32 protein-coding genes are annotated in these 19,635 nt (G+C 56.7%); 3 read left to right on the top strand and 29 right to left on the bottom strand.

The window, feature by feature from the left end:
- The first annotated feature begins 225 nt into the window (after nucleotides 1–225).
- Both M1D87_RS26620 and M1D87_RS26615 read left to right on the top strand, forming a co-directional pair.
- On the top strand, nucleotides 226–555 hold the full coding sequence (locus tag M1D87_RS26620; protein ID WP_023662045.1) for a DUF6388 family protein: 330 nt from the start codon (nucleotides 226–228) through the stop codon (nucleotides 553–555).
- 227 nt (nucleotides 556–782) lie between these two features.
- A complete protein-coding gene (locus M1D87_RS26615; RefSeq protein WP_223817449.1) occupies nucleotides 783–1,076 on the top strand; it encodes a hypothetical protein in 294 nt (97 codons plus the stop codon).
- A gap of 474 nt (nucleotides 1,077–1,550) precedes the next feature.
- Here the strand turns inward: M1D87_RS26615 and M1D87_RS26610 are convergent, their stop codons facing one another.
- From M1D87_RS26610 to M1D87_RS26600, 3 genes are all read right to left on the bottom strand, one after another.
- Nucleotides 1,551–2,147, bottom strand: coding sequence for an HNH endonuclease (locus M1D87_RS26610; protein WP_223817450.1), 597 nt, complete (start codon nucleotides 2,145–2,147; stop codon nucleotides 1,551–1,553).
- A 536-nt stretch (nucleotides 2,148–2,683) separates the two neighbouring features.
- Nucleotides 2,684–3,058, bottom strand: a complete 375-nt coding sequence (locus M1D87_RS26605; RefSeq protein ID WP_023662043.1) for a hypothetical protein — start codon at nucleotides 3,056–3,058, stop codon at nucleotides 2,684–2,686.
- A 321-nt stretch (nucleotides 3,059–3,379) separates the two neighbouring features.
- A complete protein-coding gene (locus M1D87_RS26600; RefSeq protein WP_023662042.1) occupies nucleotides 3,380–4,123 on the bottom strand; it encodes a hypothetical protein in 744 nt (247 codons plus the stop codon).
- A 278-nt stretch (nucleotides 4,124–4,401) separates the two neighbouring features.
- Between M1D87_RS26600 and M1D87_RS26595 the strand changes: the two genes are divergently transcribed.
- Entirely contained in the window at nucleotides 4,402–4,962 is a 561-nt protein-coding gene (locus tag M1D87_RS26595) for a hypothetical protein (protein WP_031324879.1), read from the top strand.
- A 74-nt stretch (nucleotides 4,963–5,036) separates the two neighbouring features.
- On the opposite strand, the gene M1D87_RS26590 is transcribed toward M1D87_RS26595, so the two are convergent.
- The 26 genes from M1D87_RS26590 to dnaB (M1D87_RS26465) all read right to left on the bottom strand — a co-directional run bounded on the left by M1D87_RS26590 (nucleotide 5,037) and on the right by dnaB (M1D87_RS26465) (nucleotide 19,570).
- On the bottom strand, nucleotides 5,037–5,555 hold the full coding sequence (locus tag M1D87_RS26590) for a hypothetical protein (protein WP_023662040.1): 519 nt from the start codon (nucleotides 5,553–5,555) through the stop codon (nucleotides 5,037–5,039).
- Nucleotides 5,556–5,962: 407 nt separating this feature from the next.
- Nucleotides 5,963–6,349: a hypothetical protein gene (locus M1D87_RS26585; protein ID WP_023662039.1), complete on the bottom strand. Its 387-nt coding sequence runs from the start codon at nucleotides 6,347–6,349 to the stop codon at nucleotides 5,963–5,965.
- Between the two features lie 8 nt (nucleotides 6,350–6,357).
- Nucleotides 6,358–6,555, bottom strand: coding sequence for a hypothetical protein (locus tag M1D87_RS26580; RefSeq protein ID WP_039614351.1), 198 nt, complete (start codon nucleotides 6,553–6,555; stop codon nucleotides 6,358–6,360).
- Entirely contained in the window at nucleotides 6,552–6,779 is a 228-nt protein-coding gene (locus M1D87_RS26575; protein ID WP_128637219.1) for a hypothetical protein, read from the bottom strand. The genes M1D87_RS26580 and M1D87_RS26575 overlap by 4 nt, the downstream gene beginning before the upstream one ends.
- Before the next feature lie 2 nt (nucleotides 6,780–6,781).
- The gene (locus tag M1D87_RS26570; protein WP_128637217.1) at nucleotides 6,782–7,324 is read right to left on the bottom strand and encodes a hypothetical protein; all 543 of its coding nucleotides are present in this window, start codon (nucleotides 7,322–7,324) and stop codon (nucleotides 6,782–6,784) included.
- 38 nt (nucleotides 7,325–7,362) lie between these two features.
- The gene (locus M1D87_RS26565; RefSeq protein ID WP_023662036.1) at nucleotides 7,363–8,430 is read right to left on the bottom strand and encodes a hypothetical protein; all 1,068 of its coding nucleotides are present in this window, start codon (nucleotides 8,428–8,430) and stop codon (nucleotides 7,363–7,365) included.
- Nucleotides 8,427–8,822 (bottom strand): hypothetical protein, encoded by a 396-nt coding sequence (locus M1D87_RS26560; protein ID WP_223817451.1) that lies wholly within the window; start codon nucleotides 8,820–8,822, stop codon nucleotides 8,427–8,429. Before M1D87_RS26560 ends, M1D87_RS26565 begins: the two co-directional genes overlap by 4 nt.
- 496 nt (nucleotides 8,823–9,318) lie before the next feature.
- Nucleotides 9,319–9,609 carry a hypothetical protein gene (locus tag M1D87_RS26555; protein WP_023662034.1) on the bottom strand — a complete coding sequence of 97 codons (291 nt, stop codon included), beginning with the start codon at nucleotides 9,607–9,609 and terminating at the stop codon, nucleotides 9,319–9,321.
- Between the two features lie 9 nt (nucleotides 9,610–9,618).
- Nucleotides 9,619–10,029, bottom strand: coding sequence for a phage protein NinX family protein (locus tag M1D87_RS26550; RefSeq protein ID WP_023662033.1), 411 nt, complete (start codon nucleotides 10,027–10,029; stop codon nucleotides 9,619–9,621).
- A 32-nt stretch (nucleotides 10,030–10,061) separates the two neighbouring features.
- Entirely contained in the window at nucleotides 10,062–10,331 is a 270-nt protein-coding gene (locus M1D87_RS26545) for a hypothetical protein (protein WP_155738450.1), read from the bottom strand.
- Between the two features lie 222 nt (nucleotides 10,332–10,553).
- Nucleotides 10,554–10,775: a hypothetical protein gene (locus M1D87_RS26540; RefSeq protein WP_023383640.1), complete on the bottom strand. Its 222-nt coding sequence runs from the start codon at nucleotides 10,773–10,775 to the stop codon at nucleotides 10,554–10,556.
- Between the two features lie 57 nt (nucleotides 10,776–10,832).
- Nucleotides 10,833–11,150 carry a hypothetical protein gene (locus M1D87_RS26535; RefSeq protein WP_023662032.1) on the bottom strand — a complete coding sequence of 106 codons (318 nt, stop codon included), beginning with the start codon at nucleotides 11,148–11,150 and terminating at the stop codon, nucleotides 10,833–10,835.
- A 371-nt stretch (nucleotides 11,151–11,521) separates the two neighbouring features.
- On the bottom strand, nucleotides 11,522–12,031 hold the full coding sequence (locus tag M1D87_RS26530) for a hypothetical protein (RefSeq protein WP_023662031.1): 510 nt from the start codon (nucleotides 12,029–12,031) through the stop codon (nucleotides 11,522–11,524).
- Nucleotides 12,032–12,124: 93 nt separating this feature from the next.
- Entirely contained in the window at nucleotides 12,125–12,361 is a 237-nt protein-coding gene (locus tag M1D87_RS26525) for a hypothetical protein (protein ID WP_039614361.1), read from the bottom strand.
- A gap of 309 nt (nucleotides 12,362–12,670) precedes the next feature.
- Entirely contained in the window at nucleotides 12,671–12,934 is a 264-nt protein-coding gene (locus M1D87_RS26520; RefSeq protein ID WP_172688331.1) for a hypothetical protein, read from the bottom strand.
- A gap of 88 nt (nucleotides 12,935–13,022) precedes the next feature.
- The gene (locus tag M1D87_RS26515; protein WP_023662156.1) at nucleotides 13,023–13,274 is read right to left on the bottom strand and encodes a hypothetical protein; all 252 of its coding nucleotides are present in this window, start codon (nucleotides 13,272–13,274) and stop codon (nucleotides 13,023–13,025) included.
- A 12-nt stretch (nucleotides 13,275–13,286) separates the two neighbouring features.
- Complete coding sequence (locus M1D87_RS26510) at nucleotides 13,287–13,553, bottom strand: hypothetical protein (protein WP_023662157.1); 267 nt, start codon at nucleotides 13,551–13,553, stop codon at nucleotides 13,287–13,289.
- A 19-nt stretch (nucleotides 13,554–13,572) separates the two neighbouring features.
- Nucleotides 13,573–13,764, bottom strand: coding sequence for a hypothetical protein (locus tag M1D87_RS26505; RefSeq protein ID WP_128637239.1), 192 nt, complete (start codon nucleotides 13,762–13,764; stop codon nucleotides 13,573–13,575).
- A gap of 19 nt (nucleotides 13,765–13,783) precedes the next feature.
- Nucleotides 13,784–13,981, bottom strand: a complete 198-nt coding sequence (locus M1D87_RS26500; RefSeq protein WP_063977588.1) for a hypothetical protein — start codon at nucleotides 13,979–13,981, stop codon at nucleotides 13,784–13,786.
- Nucleotides 13,982–14,360: 379 nt separating this feature from the next.
- The gene (locus tag M1D87_RS26495; protein ID WP_023662161.1) at nucleotides 14,361–14,579 is read right to left on the bottom strand and encodes a hypothetical protein; all 219 of its coding nucleotides are present in this window, start codon (nucleotides 14,577–14,579) and stop codon (nucleotides 14,361–14,363) included.
- A gap of 141 nt (nucleotides 14,580–14,720) precedes the next feature.
- Nucleotides 14,721–15,128 carry a hypothetical protein gene (locus M1D87_RS26490; protein WP_023662162.1) on the bottom strand — a complete coding sequence of 136 codons (408 nt, stop codon included), beginning with the start codon at nucleotides 15,126–15,128 and terminating at the stop codon, nucleotides 14,721–14,723.
- Nucleotides 15,129–15,220: 92 nt separating this feature from the next.
- Nucleotides 15,221–15,418 carry a hypothetical protein gene (locus M1D87_RS26485; protein ID WP_152619909.1) on the bottom strand — a complete coding sequence of 66 codons (198 nt, stop codon included), beginning with the start codon at nucleotides 15,416–15,418 and terminating at the stop codon, nucleotides 15,221–15,223.
- 286 nt (nucleotides 15,419–15,704) lie between these two features.
- The gene (locus M1D87_RS26480) at nucleotides 15,705–15,848 is read right to left on the bottom strand and encodes a hypothetical protein (protein WP_023662164.1); all 144 of its coding nucleotides are present in this window, start codon (nucleotides 15,846–15,848) and stop codon (nucleotides 15,705–15,707) included.
- Nucleotides 15,849–16,214: 366 nt separating this feature from the next.
- Nucleotides 16,215–16,469 carry a hypothetical protein gene (locus M1D87_RS26475; protein ID WP_023662165.1) on the bottom strand — a complete coding sequence of 85 codons (255 nt, stop codon included), beginning with the start codon at nucleotides 16,467–16,469 and terminating at the stop codon, nucleotides 16,215–16,217.
- Between the two features lie 115 nt (nucleotides 16,470–16,584).
- Nucleotides 16,585–17,982, bottom strand: a complete 1,398-nt coding sequence (gene dnaB, locus M1D87_RS26470) for a replicative DNA helicase (protein ID WP_004575970.1) — start codon at nucleotides 17,980–17,982, stop codon at nucleotides 16,585–16,587.
- A 58-nt stretch (nucleotides 17,983–18,040) separates the two neighbouring features.
- The gene (gene dnaB / locus M1D87_RS26465; RefSeq protein WP_039614364.1) at nucleotides 18,041–19,570 is read right to left on the bottom strand and encodes a replicative DNA helicase; all 1,530 of its coding nucleotides are present in this window, start codon (nucleotides 19,568–19,570) and stop codon (nucleotides 18,041–18,043) included.
- Nucleotides 19,571–19,635: the final 65 nt, after the last annotated feature.

The following is a 19,635-nucleotide window of genomic DNA, read 5'->3' as shown; positions in this document are numbered from 1 at the left end:
TTGTGGTTCAGTATGAAGTGTAACTGGCGACAACGGATTTCCCACAGCCAATAGCGGGCATTCCATGTTGGCGGAATGGGGCCAGGTACCCGTTCTGTTTTTGCCCCCGGTGACACCGGGTGGCCGTCACCTATGACTCCATTTCACGGTAAACTTGCGCTCCAATTACGCACCTGCGCCATCCGATGGCTCGCAGCGTATAACTCACAAAACAGGGAGAGTGGCATGCTGACCTTCGAAGACCGGTACACCGCAGCTCGCGACAAGTTCTTTGCTGAGAACCCGCAGGCTATGAGAGAGATTGAGGCGGTCAGCGCAGAGGTGATCAAGGGCAGTGGGATGACGGTAGAGGAATATCGTAGCCAGCAACGGTTGCAGGTATTCGCCGAGGCGGCTAAGAAGCGGGGCGTTGAGCTGGATGAATTTGTCATTCATCTGGTCGCCCAATCTCCTCAGCAAGCTCAAGAATGGCGGATCGAGCGCCATCGCCAAATGGCTGAAGCGCTTGGGTCATCCTGGGAAGAGTACAAGGACCTCAACCGAATTACTGAGTAGTCCAAACGATATTTCGTTGAACCGGATTCTCTGGTGAGGTAAGTTGGCGCTCGATGCGCGGGGGATTCCAGGTTGCGGTTCGTAACAGCCGCTTCGTGGTTTCACCTCAGCTGCTCCTTTCATGGCGTTACGGCTAGGAAAGTGAAGAGCCTCGGATTTTTCCGGGGCTTTTTTGTGGGCGCCTCAGAAGCGGCGACCTCTCTCCTATCATGACGATGGTTCACAACATGGTGATTGACGTACACAAGATCGCGCATGACTTTCGCGCATCGATCGAGGAACAGAAAGCCTTGGGCATTCTCCCGCGGCACATGGCAGGTTTTCCACATGCCTGCTGCGCGGTGACGTCCGAACTGCTCGGCGACTACCTCAACAGCATACCTGGGGGCCTGGAAGCGGAAACCGTTAGCGCTATGCGAGACGGCAAGCCTCACATGTGGTTCGTGGTGAATTCGCTGATCGTTGACCTAACTGCAGACCAGTTCCCTGACGGACGTTCGGCGGTGTATGTGGGGCCTTAGGACGCCTGGTACGCCGGCTGGGAAGTCGATCTGCGTGGCAAGGCTTCACACGGCGGAACCTGCACATCGAATGACGAACGAGCGGTGTTGGAAAGGTTCATCGAACATGCCAGGCTACCCACCTTCGATTAAGCTGCGCAGCCCCACGTCGCGCCCCCTGAGTGCGTAGTCAGGGATGAGGCCGCCGGATAACGTCCACCCGGCGCCCCTCTGCCCAGCCCTCACCTATCTGCAGCGAAATTAGCCTTTCGAAGCCACCCCTCTACCGCCGCAGACCGGGAACGTTCCCGGGCGTCGATATGCCGCCCCCTGAACATGCCCCACGCTCGATAGGAACGCCCGTCGACTGAGACCCAGAACACGACTTGCTCCTCATCCACCTGCCGAAAAATTGCTTCTGGTGCTGCTCTCATGATTGGACCTGCTTGATATTGGAGGTCCTAGAATGGCGTCACGACCATCGGCAGAGTGAGCTCACGCTCGGAACTGAAGGGCGTACGCCAAAAGCTGCGCGTTCAGTTCATCTCGGTTCTCACCATAGTGAGCTTCTCGATGGCAGTTCGGGCATAGCGCCACGCAGTTGTAGAAGCGATCCGACACGTCCGCACCCAGCACGTGGTGCACGTCCAGGAAGCCGGGGAATGTCCGACTCTCGGCGCATCTTTCACATCGGTACTGAGCCCGCTCCAGCACCGCAAGTCGCACCTTAGGATCTCGCTTCACGTGTGACCGGATATTGCTCACCCTCTCCCCGAGGTCACGCCCTAGAGCCGAATAATCCGGCACTGGGCAATCGTCTAATGTGTCGTCAAGGGCTGGCGGTATCTGACCCGCCACAGCCAGCTTCGCGAGATCAACAACCCCTGGCCATTCCCACAATACATCGGCTACCTGGTGGGTATCTGGCAACCGATCATCTTGAAGCCACAGCGTTGGGCTTGTTCCGTTTTGGGCATGGTTCTTCCTGATGCGACCTTTCAGCCCCATGCGCAAGAGCTCATCGCTCACCTCCCGCTGCCGATTCCAGATCTGGTGCAACGCATCTGTAGGGATCAGGGCGGCATAGACCACGACCTCACCTTCACGCTGAAACAGGAGGTTGTGACTGACGCCAAGGGCTAGGTCTCTCCCCACCACATGCTCCAATGTGGCATCCCAGCCACCAGGCCGAAGGTGGGCCGTCAGCTGAGCAGCTGAATATCTCTGCTCATTCGAGTTGCGACCATCTCGGCGCCAGCATAGGCGAACCCGGGCTTTGACCTCCTCACCATCATTGTTGAGGAACGTGACAAGCTGCTGGGATGCTGAGCCAGTGGGGATTCGCTGGTCTGCAATTACACTGAAGCCGCAGGCCTCCAGGAATGGACTGACTGCATCGCGTGAGCGCTGTTCCGCGGCGAGACTGTCAGTGCCTCGAAACTGTCGGGGTGATGACTTGGACACCGGAACTCTCCCTTCGAGCTCACAACTGATCATGGCTGCTCAAGTGCATGGACGCAGTCCAGTCTGGCTCATAGCTCACCGGCCTGCTCGGTCCTTTTAATGGACAAGCCCCGGGAGACCGGGGCTTGGGGCGTGCACAGGGTGGTGATTTACTACGAGCCAAGCTAGTACTGGGGCAACTCATCCTGCAGCGGTCTGAACAGCTTGGTGAACGGCTGCTGTTCGAAGCCCCGAGGCAGCCGGTTACCCGGCCCCAACATTGTGAGTCGCAGCCGCCATGCTTCTTTCCACGACAATCTGCTTTGACGCAGCCCAGCGTCGTGGCGCACTGCAGCGCGAATACTTTTGATGATCTGCAGCCCAACAGCCGCTTTTGGCTCTGCCATTTCTGCCGGCGCTGCAGCTAGTGCTGCACGATGCGCTTCGGTCGACCGGCAGGTTTTGCAGGTGACCCCATTGGGCTTCGTGATCGAAACCAGATTGTGATTGTTTCGACCACAGGCAACTTGGTCCGGGCCAATTTCGTAGTGGGTTACCATGTTCGATTTCCGCCCTTGGCTGTTTTCTATGGATCATTCTCACACGTTTGTGCGGGCGTTTTTACAAAGGAATGCTCGGCCCTGCTGGAATCAGGATCACAAGAGATCTGGTTTCAGCAAGCTTTAATTACTTTTTGTGTTTCGGAAGGCGTTGCGCAACTTCCTCTGGGGTTAGGTCCTCCAGAGGGACAAGACAAGTCGCGCCACGACAAACCAGAATCATACGAACACCATCTGCAGACACACCCTTGTAGTCGCTGTGCGTACTGCGATAGATCAGGTCAAGCTGTGCTTTGGTAACAGTTGTCATGCTTGGTGCCCTCAAGCCGCAGGCTGATCCGTCTGGGACATGATTGCCTTGGCCGCATGGTTGATCATGTACAGTTGCGCATAGAGGCTGTCGCACGTCTCAGTTATGCGATGCTCGTACCACTCGTCTCCCAGGCACAGCACCGCGGAGTTGTCCTTCATGAAGCTATGGGCTTCTTCGGTGAAGCCAATATCCTCGGCTTGGTCGAAGAGATCGTCCCAGTGCATCCAGCGATCATCTCCATTCGACATGTCTCGGCGATGCGTGGCGGTCAGAGCGCGGAATTCAGCCCAGTGCGCGCCTCGAACCAAGTCCGAGTCCTGCGCCCATGCCGGCAGGGTATCCCAAATCGCCTCAGAACAGTCATTGTGCAGCTCACGGCAGATGCACGACACTAACACCTGCCGGAACAGGTCCTGGCTGAACACCTTCTTCTTGTGGGACTCGTTCAGCTTGGTGTGCAGGTAGTAGGTGACGTCATCGCCGGCCAGGAATTTCATGCCATAGCTCAAACCGACACCGAACGTTAGGTGACCAATATCGCCGACTACCGCGATACCGAAGCGAGTCATCATGATGTCGAAGGCATAAGCCGTAGTGCCCTCGGCTTTGCATCGCCAGATCTCTGCGTCGTCCTGGTTCACCAAACACGTATAACGATGATTCTTGAGCTTTTCAGCAGCACGGGCTTTGCGCTCGTCTTCATTCTGCCGGCGTTGCTCGATGTAAGCAGCACGCGAATTCGCAACATCCATGATCGGCTCCTAAGGGGTTTGGATGCTGAAAAGATTAAACTATAGGGCAACTATTTTCAACGACATGCAACGCTCTACTTTTACCTTAGAGCCATGGCGCCCAGCTTATCTCTCACAAGTTGGCGTTGATTCCTCACTGCAGATTGCGGACATTTATGCCTGCCCTGGCACTTCATGCGAACGCTGACAGAGGGCGGTCAAATGGCACACCAATATCTACCCGTGGTCCAGGATGGGAACTGCCCTGCCCCACATGTATCGCCCCCTTGGAGCTGACCATGCCTTTGATTGCGAGATTTCGCGAGTTCCTTCAACGCCGCCAGGCGGCACGACTCGATGCGCGGGCGATCGGCTTGCAGTTGGTGCACCTGCACAGCGAGTCCGCACGCGACCATTTTGTGTTTCCTGGGCTCAACATCACTGCGGCTATCGAGCATCGTGGCCTCCGCATCGGCCACGTCGCTTATGGTATTAGCCCGCTGAACGACCGACTGTACATCAGCAACTATCAGGTCCTTGGCAGTCACCGCAACCAAGGCCTCGGTATGGCGGCGCTGTGGTGCCTCAGCCGAGTCCACAGCATGCCATTGGCCACCGTGCATGAGGTCAAAAGTTCTAAGGGCTTCTGGACTAAAGCAGAAGCCCGCCTCGCTGCTGCTGGTGTCCACCTGCTGCGCGATCTTCGCCGCTATGACCTGTCCGCCGAACAGCAGAGATGGCAGCACCTGGTACCGGAACCGGAGCACATGCGACTGACCCAGGAAGTGATGAGCACCCCAGAGTGGCCGGCAATAAAAGCCAGCAATGACGCAGGGCCCAGTCCATACCGTCAGGGCTGACTACCCTCTGCGCCAACTGACCGCCGTTCAGTTCGAGTCGCTGGAGAGCAGTGCCCAATGCAGCAGAAAAAGGTTCAAGACGAACCTCTCATAAGCGCAAAGATATCGAAGTGCTGGGCATCTTCACCGGCACTGAGCTTTGGGCTTCCGACATCGCCTATTAGATCCGTGGTCGCAGTGATCTGGACCGTTTCAGGATCGATCGGCACAGCGCCTCGCAATGTCAACCGATCATAAAAGGATGGAACCATATCGACGACAAACAGCGTGTAATCGTGTGCGACTGCAACTTGGTACAACGCCCCGATTAACCTCTTGCCAAGACGCTGATGTCTCATCGTCTCTGGCATGAAGATATTCGGAATAAGCATCTGTCTGGCGCCGTGTAAGAAATGGAGCCTGAGAACGAGCGTTTTCCGTTCACTCTCCACATCCTGTTTGCAACGAGCCTCAATCAGAGATTCCCCGTCACTCGGCTCATGCGTCAGTTCGATTTTGGTACCAGTCAGGCTGTCAAACCCGGGCCTGAGCATTTCGCATATGACTGAGTAGGAGGTTTCAGTGACTGCTACCGCAGCGGTCGTCAGTTCCACATTTTTTCCTTAGAGATCGGCTTAGCCACCCAGGGTAGCTTTCGCAATTCGGACATAGCACGCACCTTAACGCTGAACGCAACCAAGCCTCCGTTGCTGATCATGGTTGGGTGGAGTTCGTACAGGCGGGCATCCTGGTAGCGCTCTTGGATGTCATCACTCTCAGGCTCTGCGGCTCGCCGATCACGACGATACCCCAGTGCTCGGTGAGCAGACCAGCGAGAGTGGGAGTGAAGCACGTTTACACGGCTCTTGATAGGGCTGGTACCACGGGGTCGACTCCAACAAGAGCGTTAACTGGGTAGCCAAAATACTGGGCACAAAAAACCCGGCCGAAGCCGGGTAGGTATCGCTTTGATGTCGAATCCCGACACGCCGAGCGCTGCTGGCGTGCACGGGGGCTAGTGTCAATAACCTTGACGTTTAATGAAGCCGGTGACCGACTCAATGGTGGGATCAACAAGCCCATGGTACGCATGGAAATGAAAATCCTGCTCCTCTTCTTCCCACAAGGCCAACTGATCCGAGTCGAACGCCCAACGCTTGCCGCCGTGGGTGAACTCAGTCCAATCATCGTTCGCTTGGTCCTGAGAATTAGAGTCCGCGGGAGCTGCCTCCTGATCGCTGACCGCGACAGCCTCGACAACCTCACAACGAGTTCGGCATTCATCCAGTTCTTTCTGCGCCATAATGGCATCACGCATTTTGTCACCAAGCAAGTAGGACACTTTGTATTGCATATGAAATTCACCCCTCAATTTAGTCTTGGTTCCAATCAAGCGCAGAGCGCTCATTCTTCTCGTTAGACAGCGTGACGGAATCGGACCAGCTGAACGGGCACAGTACCCAATCGATAGCTGTCACCGAACAGTGAAGTACCCATAAAACCACCGTATTTGAGATCCGATTTGCAAACGGTGCGTAATTCGCCGTTATGTTGAACTGTATCGCCAGCACGAATCATGTCGATGTGAGTTTTAACTGTGTCGTAGTTGGTCATGGTGTATTTCCGTCCGATTTCCCGCAGCTAATCGCCGTGAAAGCAGCCGTCGCAGAACGCGGGTAGTAGACAAGTCCACTAATCTCCAGACGGAGGCTCTCTTCAGTAATCGCACGGCCCAGTGCTTCCCAGCCGTCTGCAGTAGCATTCAGTGGAAGCCCTACAGGCAGATCACGCAGCTCTTGCGATACCATGATGCAGAGTGGGCGCATCCAGTTTTTCATTGTCAGATCCATTTATTGCCGGAGTAAACATTCACACCACCCTTATGGAGCAGCTCGCTTACTTCGCAGTAACGGTCGCTCAACTCCCCGTGTGACTTGCCAAATTGCGCTGCCAACTCACATTTGATGCGAGCCGTTCTTACGGGGCCTCGTACTGCTGATTCTTGAAGTCCCTCAAGAGCCTTGCCGAGTGACGCTGCAGCGCCTCTCCGGGCCGATAGCGGCTCTACTTCGTTTGAAAACACACTCACAGCATCAGAACCCAACGGGATAGGTTCAAAGTACTGCCGAACAGAGCGGGCCACATCTTCGATAATCCGCGGGTATAGCAAGCCTGTACGACCGTGCTCCTTCAGCACGGCTTGGACATGCGTTTCCTCAGGAACGGTACAGTTAGCTTTGATGGCGATAAAACTGGGCATGGCATTACCTCGATGTTGTCCTAACGCTTGAGGGATGAGCCACACCCAGCATGAAGATCCGCCGCCCTGCTGCAGGAGGATGGTGAGCAGTACCAGGCCATTGGCGCGGATCAGAATCGACAAAAAAAAACCGGCGGAGCCGGGTGAAGGTAGGCGACGACTTACACCGGAGGGACTACCCGGCGCACGGGTAGCAACCCGCGTTTATAATGCATGCCAATAAAAACGGGGCAGTCGGCCAGCTGGCGCCATGTTGTAGCGTCATCCCCCAAGAACTGGTCATCTGCTTGCATCGTCTCGCCTGGCGCCAGCAGGCGATACCCAGTTGCCTCGGTCCGACCAGCGCAGGCGGACAGTGCCGCATGCACATCAGCCAGGCGGACGAATTCGCCGTCGTCAGCCTGGTATTTTTCGAGCGCAGCCATATACGCAGGCAACTCAGCCAGTTGGGCCCTTAACGAGCCGCACTCAGCTTTGAGCGCGTCAATGTCATCCGAACTGAGCTTGCTCCTCTGCAAGGCCCCGATCGTGACCAGCGCTTCACGAAACTGATCAACGTAATGCCCAACGCTGGTCGCCGGGAACTTGCTCAGCAAGCACTCGTCGTCGACAGCAGCGTCTGTATCTTCGGCCTCTTCTGACGGTTCACCTGGAACCATGAAAAACTCGCGCTCCACGGCCCCCAGGTAGTCCGAGAAGCGCTTGATGTTTTCCAAGTTTGTCAGAAGCACACTCAGAGACTGCCCATGGTGCACGCCGATTACGTCGTACACCCGGGCCATGTCGCGTTGTTCAGCGGACGAAACAGATGGAGCCTTCAGATAGACCTCACCTCCACCCTCCTCGTCCGTAATCGTGTCATGGGCAATCAGCAAGACCTGGCCAGCATGCTCCAGAGCCGCGATGCCCCCTTCCAGTAACCACTCCAGTCGAAGGCCCTCCTCCTCATCCGCTTGTGTTACCGCAACCGCTTCAACACGGATTGGATCCTCGCTGCCCAGGGCCTGTGATTGCGGCTCCAGCAGCTGCTCCCCTTGGTCTGTTAACTCCCACAGGCCAGGGCTTCGCTGAACTCGCTTGAGCAACCCCAGCTTAGTGAGCACATCAAACCAGTGGTTACCGATGTCGGCTCCCTGGCCGTCGCTGGCGCACTCGTCGAAGCGCTGCAGCTTCCGAATGACCAGATTAGCGAAGGGCGGCAGGCTAGCCAGTTGTCCGTGACGACTCATGCTGCTACCTCGACCGGTTGTGTGAGCGCTTGCTGGACGGCTTGGACGATCCGGAGCAGGTACAGGTAGTCCGGATTGTCTTCTGTTGCGCGGTCAACGGGGTAATGCCACTCATCACCGAACGGAAGGGACAAGAGTTCGGAATGGTTCCAGCACTCCCGCAATGAATCAACATCGCGGAGCTCATCAAGGCGCCTATACAGCGAACGGGCTTCCTCTGCGCTGAGATACCCCAGCTCCCAATCGGTACCACTGCGCTCCCGCCGGCGATCGATGATGCACTTCACTGAAAGCTGTCTGAGAGCCTTTGCGCTGAAGCGTGTGCTGCTCAGGCCGCGGCTCAGGCAATTCAGGACGTACTCGTCAGCGCATTTGGCGACGAATTGGGTCACTGTCCTCTGACCCATTCCTCCCCAGTAGGCTGTCCAGCTCTCTCCCGCACAAGCGATAGTCAGATTCCCCTGACCGGAAATGTAGTCTGGGTTGTGATCTTGTGGCGAGGCCCTAACGCCAAGGTCTTCCAAGAAAACTGTGATCGGGTCAAGGTTCACGGCTCCCGTGATGACTAGCTTTGTTACCACAGAACGCTCTACAGTCAGGCTCGTGGCTGATGCTGCTTCAGCACTGCAGTCCATACCCATATCATCCTCATGCTCAATGGATTCATAACACGTATGCATACGTTACATGCGGGCGATTGAACTGGCAACAAAGGTACTTCCCCTTGCTTCGGTCAGTACGCCAAGTCTGCATAAAACTCATGCTGACACTCAGGGCAACACAGCTCATCACCAAGGCCATTTTGTAGGCTGCAACAGCGCTTCTGACTTCGCCTTCAACTGGATCGGTTGTGACGTCCTTCGCTTGTAACCAAGGCATACAGTTTCCCTACGCCTGAACATCCAGCTTGGCGACTAGGCGCTTCAGCCACTTGGGACCGGCCACGGCCGCCGCCCGAATCTCTTCTTCTGTGGCGTTGATAGGAGGCGTACCGAGCAGTAATGCGACGTTGGCCATGCCAACGAGCAGCCCACCGGCCACCAGTTCAACCAAGAAGAAGATTCCCACCATCCGCGGGCCGCCAACAGCCCCGGCCAGAACCAAACCAATCACCAGCAGGGCGACCATAGCCATGTTGAACCTGCGGATGTATTGCTGATGTGCTACCCAGGCTTCCATGTCGGTTTCCTATGCCTGGGCAGGTGATTTGATTGCTGGCGTCTCTGCGTCTAAAAGTGCTTCTGGAAGCATAACGGTATCGCCCAGTTGCGAAGCCACGACTGCGCGGCAGATGGCAACCAGAGGGCTATCGCCACCCTGGTAGCGTTGATCTTCTTGGCCAGAAACCCAAGCCTCCCAGCAGTCCTCGCTTACCTCGATCAAATTCACGCGGTACTCAAAGATGAGCGAGCCGCCCTGATTCCAATCGGTGGACGGCGTGTAACCCCCTGGAACACGGATAGGATTCAGGCGGAAACCGGTGATTACGGAGTGCTTGCCTTCAACCTCAACCAGTTTCTCACCATTGGCCTTAGCCACAGCCCAATCCAAGGCTGCCCCAGCCAATTCGGCAGCTTTTGCTTCCACAGTAGTGGTCATGGCCTCGTTTTCCTAGACGTTCAGTGCTTGGATCAAACCCAACTCATTGAGCGCTTCATGCTTGCAAGAATTGGTTCAAGAGCTATGCAATCCTGTTTATTTGAGGCTGAAACAACCAAATGCCGAGCATTACAATGCTGGCACTCACCGAACTGGACGCCATGACGCACAGGAACAACAAGCTCTTCATTTTTCGAGGGGTCTGGCGTAATCCAGGTACCACATTCTGCGCAGGGAAATTTAGGCAAAATCACGCTTTCCATGCGCGTTTCATTGATGATCGCATGCAGTCTGCTAGTCATCTTTCGACTGTCTTGAGCCTCTGCTATTCGTTGCTCCCGAGAACCACGGTTTTTTGCCTGTCCCATAAACAATGCTTCCTCATGCTCTATGGACGCGCCAAAAGCGCGCCTCTGTTACGGTATCAGTCCAACGCATGTCTGGATTTTCTGCGCTGGCCGATCTGGCGCTTCTACTAACCGAGCCCCGCCACTGGCCGAGGCGTTGGTTGTACTCGATATTTCCTATTCGTCTCGTTCTCGGGTTTCGTTGTAGTGCGTCCGCTCAGTGCGAGGGTCTTTGGCGTACAACCAGAAAAACATCACCCAGGTCAGGCTCGAAACAACAATCGCGCTCCAGCCGTTTCCGACCCCGAACAGCAGCCAGCCGACCAGGCAGGCAATGACGTACAGCAAAGTCACTACCAGAGAACGTCTGAACACCCAAGCGAAGTAGTCAACGTTCATCGCAGCCTCCGCCAGCGTTATCGTTAATGGCCATCCTGAATTCCTAGATTACTGTGATCAGTTCGCAGGGCGCCGTTGTCTTGCGATAACGGACACAATCAAAACACACACTGCCACCCCGAGAATGCCAAACGGTGTTGGTACGCCCAACACATGGCTTTGTGCGATGGAATCAACCAGCGACAGCCAAGGCCGGTCGTTTGGCATCATGCTCGGAACGAGAAAGACACCGAGCGAAGCAATCCACACCGCAAGTAGCAGAAGCACAGGCTGGAAGACCGTGCAGACCGCTTCCGCTATCTTGGCGAGCACTACGCCAAATAGGATGTACGGGAGCAGGAGCAAAAAAATCAACAACTGAAGAATCGCTATCATCGGTACTACCTCATGTGGTGGTGGATGCCAAAGCTTCGGCACCCTTTCACTGGCTTAGCCCCGACTGGCGGGGCTGGGGGTGTCGCGGCGATTTCCTCGAACAGTTACTGTTGATCAGCCATGACAGAGCAAAAGTAGATGAACCACGTCAGCCCAACAGTCACCACAAAGAACAACAGCCATAATTTCCAGGCCCCCTCAGTTTCCCGACATGCAGAAGCACACCATCCGAGTAATACCGCGAGAACTGCCGTAAAAAATATTGCCCCGCCTAGACTCATTTCATTCCCTGCTCGATCCTGGGCACGCTTGCCGTGCCCCTCTACTGCCGCTGCCCAGCAGGGGCTGGGCTTGGGCGGTACCGTGATTTCCTACAAGAAAACGGTGTCAGTGACGGTCTTGCCGCCATCGGCGCCGATGGTGGTCATGCGCATACGTGCCCCCTCGCCGCCGCGCAGCTCGAAGCCCTCGGGTGGCTCGATCAGGAACCCGGCTGTGCGTGTGGTTGGGTCGCCAATGCCGTAGACCGGGTTTTCGCCTTCAGCGCTCGGTTTCACACTGCCAAAGCAAGGCAGCACTGCTTCAATTTCTTCCGGGGTCAGTGGCAGGTACATGTTGTTGGAATGCTGGACCAGCTCGCCGTTGCAGTGACGCAGCAGGTAGATATCGGACCCTAAAATGCCCTGACGACGGCGGATCTGGACCACGTAGCCGATCTGGTTCACCAGCGGCACCGGGCCTGGCCCAGTCCGCACATACTGACCGAACACCGGCAGTTGATCCTGGGCACCGGCAAACATGGTCGTGGCACGCTTCTCCCACGATGCGGATTGCAGCACCTGGGGGAAGACTTCTTGATAGTCTGGTTTTTCGCGGTCCATCGGCATTCCTTGATTTCGCGGGCGCGAAACTCGCACCCTGGTACTGCAAAAGGCCCAATCAAGGGCCGTGCTGTGCAGCGGGATTTTCCTTGGTCAGATTTCGGTGCTACCAACCCAGTGGGCGCCAAGGTAGCCATCGGCGCCGTCACGGGTAATCGCTTCATGCTGCGTGGCAACTTCCAGCAGCTGCTCATGCGTCCAACCGGATACCGGCGCTGTCACCGTTGCCAGCACGTTGCCGGCGAGCGAGCGGATTTCGAAAGCCTGGTGCTTCACCGTGGCAAGCAATTCCGGCTCTCCTGGGCGCTGATCTGTAACGAGACTCAACATGGCGTTTTCCCTGCTACTTCGAATGGTTGAGCTTCATGGCCATAGCATCGGTTAGAGCCTGAAGCCTCTCAAACCCGCAAGAGTCACCCTTCGGATCGAAAAAGCTTACTGGTTCACCCTCGGGGCGCTCTTTGAGGTCATCCGAAGCGGGGTTCCTGGGCAAGTAGTTGGCACCGAGAACTGGGACTTTCTGTGCTGGGCTGGTCATTTATCTTCTCCTACTCGATCCTTGGCACGCTTACCGTGCCCCTCTACTGCCGCTGCCCAGATCGATGGCTGGGCTTGGGCGTACCTGGGCGACGTTTTCCCTTAACTGGCGGCCTGCGTATCGTCGGCCAACTCAATGTCAAAAATTGCCTTGGCTGGTTTATCCCAAGCCAGCGAGAAGGCTTCGATGATCTTCTGCCGGAACGCCTCAAGTGTTGCTTGGCGATCCTCAGGAGCCAGGGCATCGAGGTCGATCAAGAAATCACCCGCCGCATGGATTTCTGCGCCCTCGCCATCGAGGCCGACTGAACGGTCCCCTTCAGTCCAAACGTGTACGGACGCTACCTTGCCACCCAAAATACCCATTCCCTATCTCCATGAATTGAGCCGCAAAACGCGCCTCCTGGTACTGCCAAAGCCCGCACTCGGCGGGCTGATGATCGGCGGCGGTTTCCTATTGCGCATCAGGGTCAACCGCGACCCACGCTTTTGCACCGTTGTAGTCGTCGCCGCCCTCGGCCTTGAAGACCACCCCGGCCTTGTCCACGGCGTACGCACCTGGGCGCTCGCTGGCCGGGTCGCGCAGTTGATCCTTCCAGCCGTACACGTCGCCGTCCCACACCAGCACGACGCCTTCACGGTGTTCCTGGTTGCCTGCTCGCCACTTCGCGGCGGTCGAGCGCAGCGCCTCGATCAGTTGTGCCATGGTCACGTTTTCCTACACGTCCTGAATGAGATTGCGTAGCCGCTCCAGCACGGCCCGAGCGAACTCAGGCGCTGCCGCTTTGGCGTCCTCGATGCTGGCAAACCCGCTACCAATGTGGCCCAAATAATCCAACTCGAAAGCGCCGGCATCGTCGGTGATGGCCATCATTTCCTGACCCGCGAAACGGGCGACTTGCATCACGTCGGGGCTATCCCCCCACCAGACCTGTTGAGGCCGATTCAGGGGGAATACGTCCCCCTCTCTAACTTTGATCTGCATGCTCTTTTCCTCGAACAAATCAGTGGTTAGTCTTGGGGTCAACCCACAGCTCACGACCGCGACGATAAAACACGACCTCGTGTCCATCGCGTTCAAGCTCTGCAGCTTCCGCAAGCACAGCTGCGGCTGTCGAGTCTGGCCCAAACACCTGTGCCATATGCTCAAGAATCGCCCGGTTGACTATTTTCGTAACGTTTGGATCGTCGATCATCTGAGCGTCGTTTTCCTTGTTACCCGGCTGCATGGGCCTGAGCTGCTTTCGCAGCCTCGACCTTTGCGGTGATGTCCTGATGGTTGGTGAGTTCATTCCCGCAACGACGAATCGAACGCTCGCCCGTGCGGATCTCTTCCGTGCAGCTGGTCGGCTTTGATTTTTGAGCACGCTTAACGGTCCCACAGGACTCGCATTGAGCAATCCAATACTTCATGGCGAATTCCGTTAACAGTTAGTCGAATCGTTTCTTGGCACACGCTGAGACTGCTTTGTAACAGTTGATTGAGAGCAGACATAGGATGATCCAGGTGATAGAAGTAAAGAGCACGTACCACAACCCTACCCCTTGGTAGATCAGGGCTGGAACAGCCGTCACAAGGCATGCGGTCATTACGCCCAAGAAAAACAGATAGATTAGGAGGCACTGGAATGTTTGGATACCCGATTTCATGGAGTTTTCCTTAGTCGATCAGCTCAATGCGACCATCGTGGTACACCCGGCGATGGCCACCGCCGTTGCAGTTCACCTCAACGACGAAATCCGGCCAGATTTGTACGATTTGCCAGTCAGCTTTTTGCATGGCGTTTTCCCGTTACTCGTCGTCAAAGTCTTCAAGCTGGCCGAACAGTGCGATTTCGCCCAAGTGGGTTTGGTCTGGCTTCGCGTGCTCCAGCTCACGCAGAATCTTCTGAGCCAGAGCCAGAGCTTGGTCCTTCGGAATAACCAAACGAACAAGATCCGGGTAATGGGACTTGCCGCCCCACATCTGCTGGCCTTTACCGACTGTAAACTCTTGATCCTTGCTACGCATGGCGCGATTCCTTTGGCTCGTTGCTACATTGGTAGAGCCGCCCGGTCTGACGTTTGATTACCTTCTGACAGCCTGGCTATCGCGGGTGATCGGTACTCCGGGCGACTCTCCAATGCAGCCCCTGTGGGCTGCCGGGTTTTCCTAGGTCCGGTCGATCCAGCGCCGTTCGATGTTCAGCTGATGCTCGCGCTCGTAGAAGTCCACCGATTGAGAATGTTCACGACGACCACCTTCGAACTGGTCTGGGTCGCATGCGCGGATCTCGTCCAATTTAGCCTTGATGCGCAAGCCATAAGCGGCACGCTTCGCTTGGATCGCCTTGCACACGTCGACGAAATCCGGATCGCCTTCACCATGGCGACGGTAGGAAGCCGCCATGTCCTGGAATATCTGCATGTGCTTGTCATCCAGGTTACGCAACCCATTGGCATCCATCGGGAAAGCGGCGCCGGCGTACATGGCCATAGCGAAAGACTGGAGAAACCCAGCAGCTGAGTAGTTACCGTCGACCAATATGGCGCGGTGAGTCGCAAATGGTGATTCGTTCATGAGTCTGTCCTTGGTTCAGGTGTCAGGGGTACGGTGTCCTCTACGGCCTCGGCTCAGCGGGTGGCTGGGCTTGGGCGGTACCGCGATTGTTCCTAAATCTTTTTTCGCAGAAAGCGACCCCTGCGTGCCGATGCGGGTTGAACTCCATCAGCAGAATCAATGGCAGCGTATTCGCTGCTTAACCACTCATCCAGCAAGCACGGCGATAACCCTTCCTTCTCAGTAATAGCCTGCAACCGTCTGTATGCTTCTTTGTCCAGCGGGTCATACTCAGCCAGGAAGGCATCCATCCTAGCTCCCCATGTCTTTGCTGCTTTTCCGAAGCGAAGCACTGCCGCAAATGTTGCGCACGACGCCAGCATCGAAGTCCAGCCCGTGCCTACGGCCGCCACGGAGAGGGCTCCGACCGCCATAGCAGCAGCTACCGCAAGAGCCATGCGCGGCCCGAGAAAAGGGGGCTCAAAGAAAAAACGCGAGCAAGTCCGTATCCGGCCTAACTGCTTGCGGCGTTCAGCTGTGTCGAGGGACTGCCCCGACGGCTTACCGCCCGTTATCACTCGTAAATTCTTGGGATTTCTAGACATTTGCAGACTCGGCCATCCCAGTGAAGACCGCAGTCAATGCACCTACCATCCAAACCATCGCCATGACGTGGCTTGCAGAACGATAAAAGCGTTCGTCCTCTGCACTAAGCTCTTTCGTTGGTTTCTTCTTGAACATCACAATTTCCTGTTCATTGGCTTCGATCTCGGATCGCCCGGCCGGTAATGCGCCGCCCAGGGCTGACCTGCAAAATCATAACGCGTACGCATAATACTGCAAAGTACAAATGGCTTTACTGCAAGCGCAGCTGGCATGAGGCGGGCTGGTGACCGGACTGTTTGGTTAGAAGGAAGCAGTTAGTGTGGGCCGCCAAACGGAAAAACCCCAGCCTTGGCCGGGGTGTGTGGAGCATTTACTGAAAGCTGACCACGCAACATGCGCACTCGTCAGAGCTGCGTGCGGTGATGGCTAACCGGAAAAGCCCCTGAACATCAGTCAGCCGGGGTTTTCCTTTGATCAAGACCAGGACCAGCAACCGCGGCCTCACTGGCGAGAGGCCAGTTTAGCAGCCCGGGCGGCGGGCGATGGAGTTTCCTTGATTAGGCGGGCAAGGAAGGCGGTGTAACTGGCCTGTTCGTTGATGTGCATGATGCAAGCGAGGAAATCTTTGCGCTTGCGCTCAAGCCAATGCTCGGCCTTGTCGGCGCCCTCAATGGGCAGGCGTTGGGCGAACAGGGTGTAGTCGTTTAGGGCGACCTGTTGTGGCCAGGTGAGTTCGGATACGGGCAGCTGATTCATGTTGGCATCTCCAGGAGGATGTAGGCTTCGTATCCTGGAGATGCTCAACACCGAGCATGAAATCTGCTCTGCATAACGACATCCCAATCCTACCGGCGCAGGCTATCGCCACTCACTACTCATCATCGTCGAAGTTGTACATGCCCGGCGCGAGATTCTCGAAGCGGGTGTACTTGCCAATGAACGCCAGGCGCACGAAGCCGATGGGGCCGTTACGCTGCTTGCCGATGATGATTTCCGCCACACCCTTGTGCTCGGTCTCGGGGTGATACACCTCATCCCGGTACACGAACATGATCACGTCGGCGTCCTGCTCGATCGCACCGGACTCACGCAAGTCGGAGTTCACTGGGCGCTTGTTCGGCCGCTGCTCCAGGGAGCGGTTCAGCTGCGACAAGGCGATCACTGGGCAGTTGAATTCCTTGGCCAGGGCCTTGAGGGAACGGGAGATCTCGGAAATCTCATTGGTCCGGTTGTCGCCGGCGGAGCCCGGGATCTGCATCAACTGCAGGTAGTCGACCATGATCATGCCAATCTCACCGTGCTCGCGGGCCAGGCGCCGGGTCCGTGCACGCATCTCCGAGGGACTGATACCGGCGGTGTCGTCGATGAACAGTTTGCGGTTGTTGAGCAGATTCACCGCCGAGGTCAATCGCGGCCAGTCATCGTCATCCAGCTGGCCGGAACGCACCTTGGTTTGGTCGATGCGGCCGAGCGATGACAGCATACGCATGATCAGCGATTCACCTGGCATTTCGAGGGAGAACACGAGCACCGCTTTCTCGGACCGCAGCACAGCGTTTTCCACCAGGTTCATGGCGAAGGTAGTCTTACCCATCGACGGCCGGCCGGCCACGATGATGAGGTCGGCCGCCTGCAGGCCGCTGGTCTTCTCGTCCAGATCGGTGAAGCCGGTCGACACGCCGGTGATGTCGCTGTCAGAGTTGAATAGCGTGTCGATGCGATCGATGGCCATCGTCAGGAGGTCTTTGACACCAACCGGCCCGCCGGTTTTTGGCCGGGCTTCAGCAATCTGGAAAATCTGCCGTTCGGCCTCGTCGAGGATCTCCGAAGCGTTCCTGCCTTCAGGGTTGAAGGCACTGTCTGCGATGTCCGTGCTGATGCTGATCAGCTGGCGCAGGGTCGCCCGCTCCCTGATGATCGCAGCATAGGCTTTGATGTTGGCCACCGAAGGGGTGTTCTTGGCCAGCTCTGCCAGATAGGCCAGCCCGCCAACCTGGCTGCTCAGCCCTTCCTTGTCCAGGCGCTCATGCAGCGTGACGATATCGAATGGCTCGTTCAGGTCCGCCAGCTTGTGAATGGCGCGGAAAATAAGCCGGTGATCGTGCCGGTAGAAATCGCCGTCGGAGACCTGATCGAGCACGCGCTCCCAGGCATTGTTATCGAGCATGAGACCACCGAGCACGGATTGCTCTGCCTCGATAGAGTGCGGTGGCACCTTCAGCGAGGAAGTCTGTAGGTCGAGCTGCTCTGAAGCGTAGTCTTCGTTCATGTGGGCATCTTGTTCAGTAAGTTGAGGGCGCTTGCGAGTGGAGAGGCGTCAGCGGGCTTTATGGCGGCTTTCTCGCGCCTTTTCGGCGCCGCCCCCTACCCTTGCTCTCGACTTTGTTCGCCGCCCCTTCTGCGAGCTTCTGGACGGGCATGCGGCCAAGGCGTGGGTTAGGGTCAATCCTCTCTACCCCCATCTCTTGTTCAGTGAAGTCGTGCGTACCCGGCTCCAAATTAACGAAGCGTGTGTATCGACCCTCGAAACCAAGCCGGACGAAACCGGTCGGGCCTTCTCGCTGCTTGCCGATGATGATCTCTGCGGTACCAGCAAAACGGGAGTCGGGGTTGTACACCTCATCTCGATACACAAACATGATCACGTCTGCGTCTTGCTCGATAGCGCCGGACTCGCGCAGGTCGGAATTCACAGGTCGCTTGTCCTTGCGCTGTTCCACCGAGCGATTGAGCTGCGAGAGTGCAATCACGGGGCAATCAAATTCCTTGGCCAAAGCCTTGAGTGACCTGGAGATGGCCGAAATCTCGTTGGTCCGATTGAGACCGCCGTATCCGGGGATCTGCATCAGCTGCAGGTAGTCCACCATGATCAGTCCTATCTCGCCGTGCACACGTCGAAGTCTCCGCGTGCGGCTACGCATCTCCGATGGGCTCAGCGCCGGCGTGTCGTCAATGAAGAAGCGATCGTTTTTGTTGAGCGCGTTGGCAGCCTTGGTCAGCTTGGTCCAGTCCTCGTTCAACAGCTTCCCGGATCGGACTCGCGACTGGTCAATGCTACCCATCGAGGAGAGCATGCGCGTTAGCAGTGCATCGCCTGGCATCTCCATGGAGTAGACCACGACCACTTTATCCGACCGCAGAACGGCCTCTTCCACAATGTTCATGGCAAAAGTGGTTTTGCCCATGGATGGCCGGCCGGCCACGATGACCAGGTCAGCAGGACGCAACAGGCTCAGTTTGCTATCGAGGTCGACGAAACCTGTCGATAGGCCCAAGGACTCAAGCCCTGACTCATGGGCGGTTTCGATCTTCTCGACGGCCTTTCTGAGCAGGGTTTCGATGCCAACCGGACCGCCCTCCTTCGGCCGTTGACCGGCCACAGACAGCATTTTCGCTTCGGCATCATGCACCAGATCTTCCACGGAGCGACCGGCTGGGGAGTTGGCGCTCTGCTCGATCTCCTCGCACACACCGATGATCTTCCGGAACTGCGAACGCTCGCTGACTACGCGGGCAAAGGAGGCGATGTTGGCGACGGACGGGGTGTTATCGGAAAGCTCTTTCAGATAGGCCAAGCCACCTGCATTCGAGAGCTCACCTGCACGTTCCAAGGCCTCCTGTACCGTGACGACATCAAGCGCCCGGCCCTCTTCAAGCAGCCTGGCAATAGCCTTGAAAATGAGCCTGTGGTCAGAGCGGAAGAAGTCAGATTCGACGACCAGGTCAGAGACTCGAACCCAAGCACGCGGGTCATTCAGCAATCCCCCTAGAATGGCCTGCTCGGCTTCAACAGAATGCGGCAGCTCCCGGCTCGGGGTCTGTTCGTATTCAGCCGCTAGATGGAAATGGTCTTTCAAACCTCAGGCCTTACTAATGGAAATGCTGGGGGTGGACCGGGCCGACAGCTGCGAGCAGTACCTCA

It is taken from the genome of Pseudomonas sp. SA233 (assembly GCF_054792385.1).
This window is presented reverse-complemented; position numbering and strand designations above follow the sequence as displayed.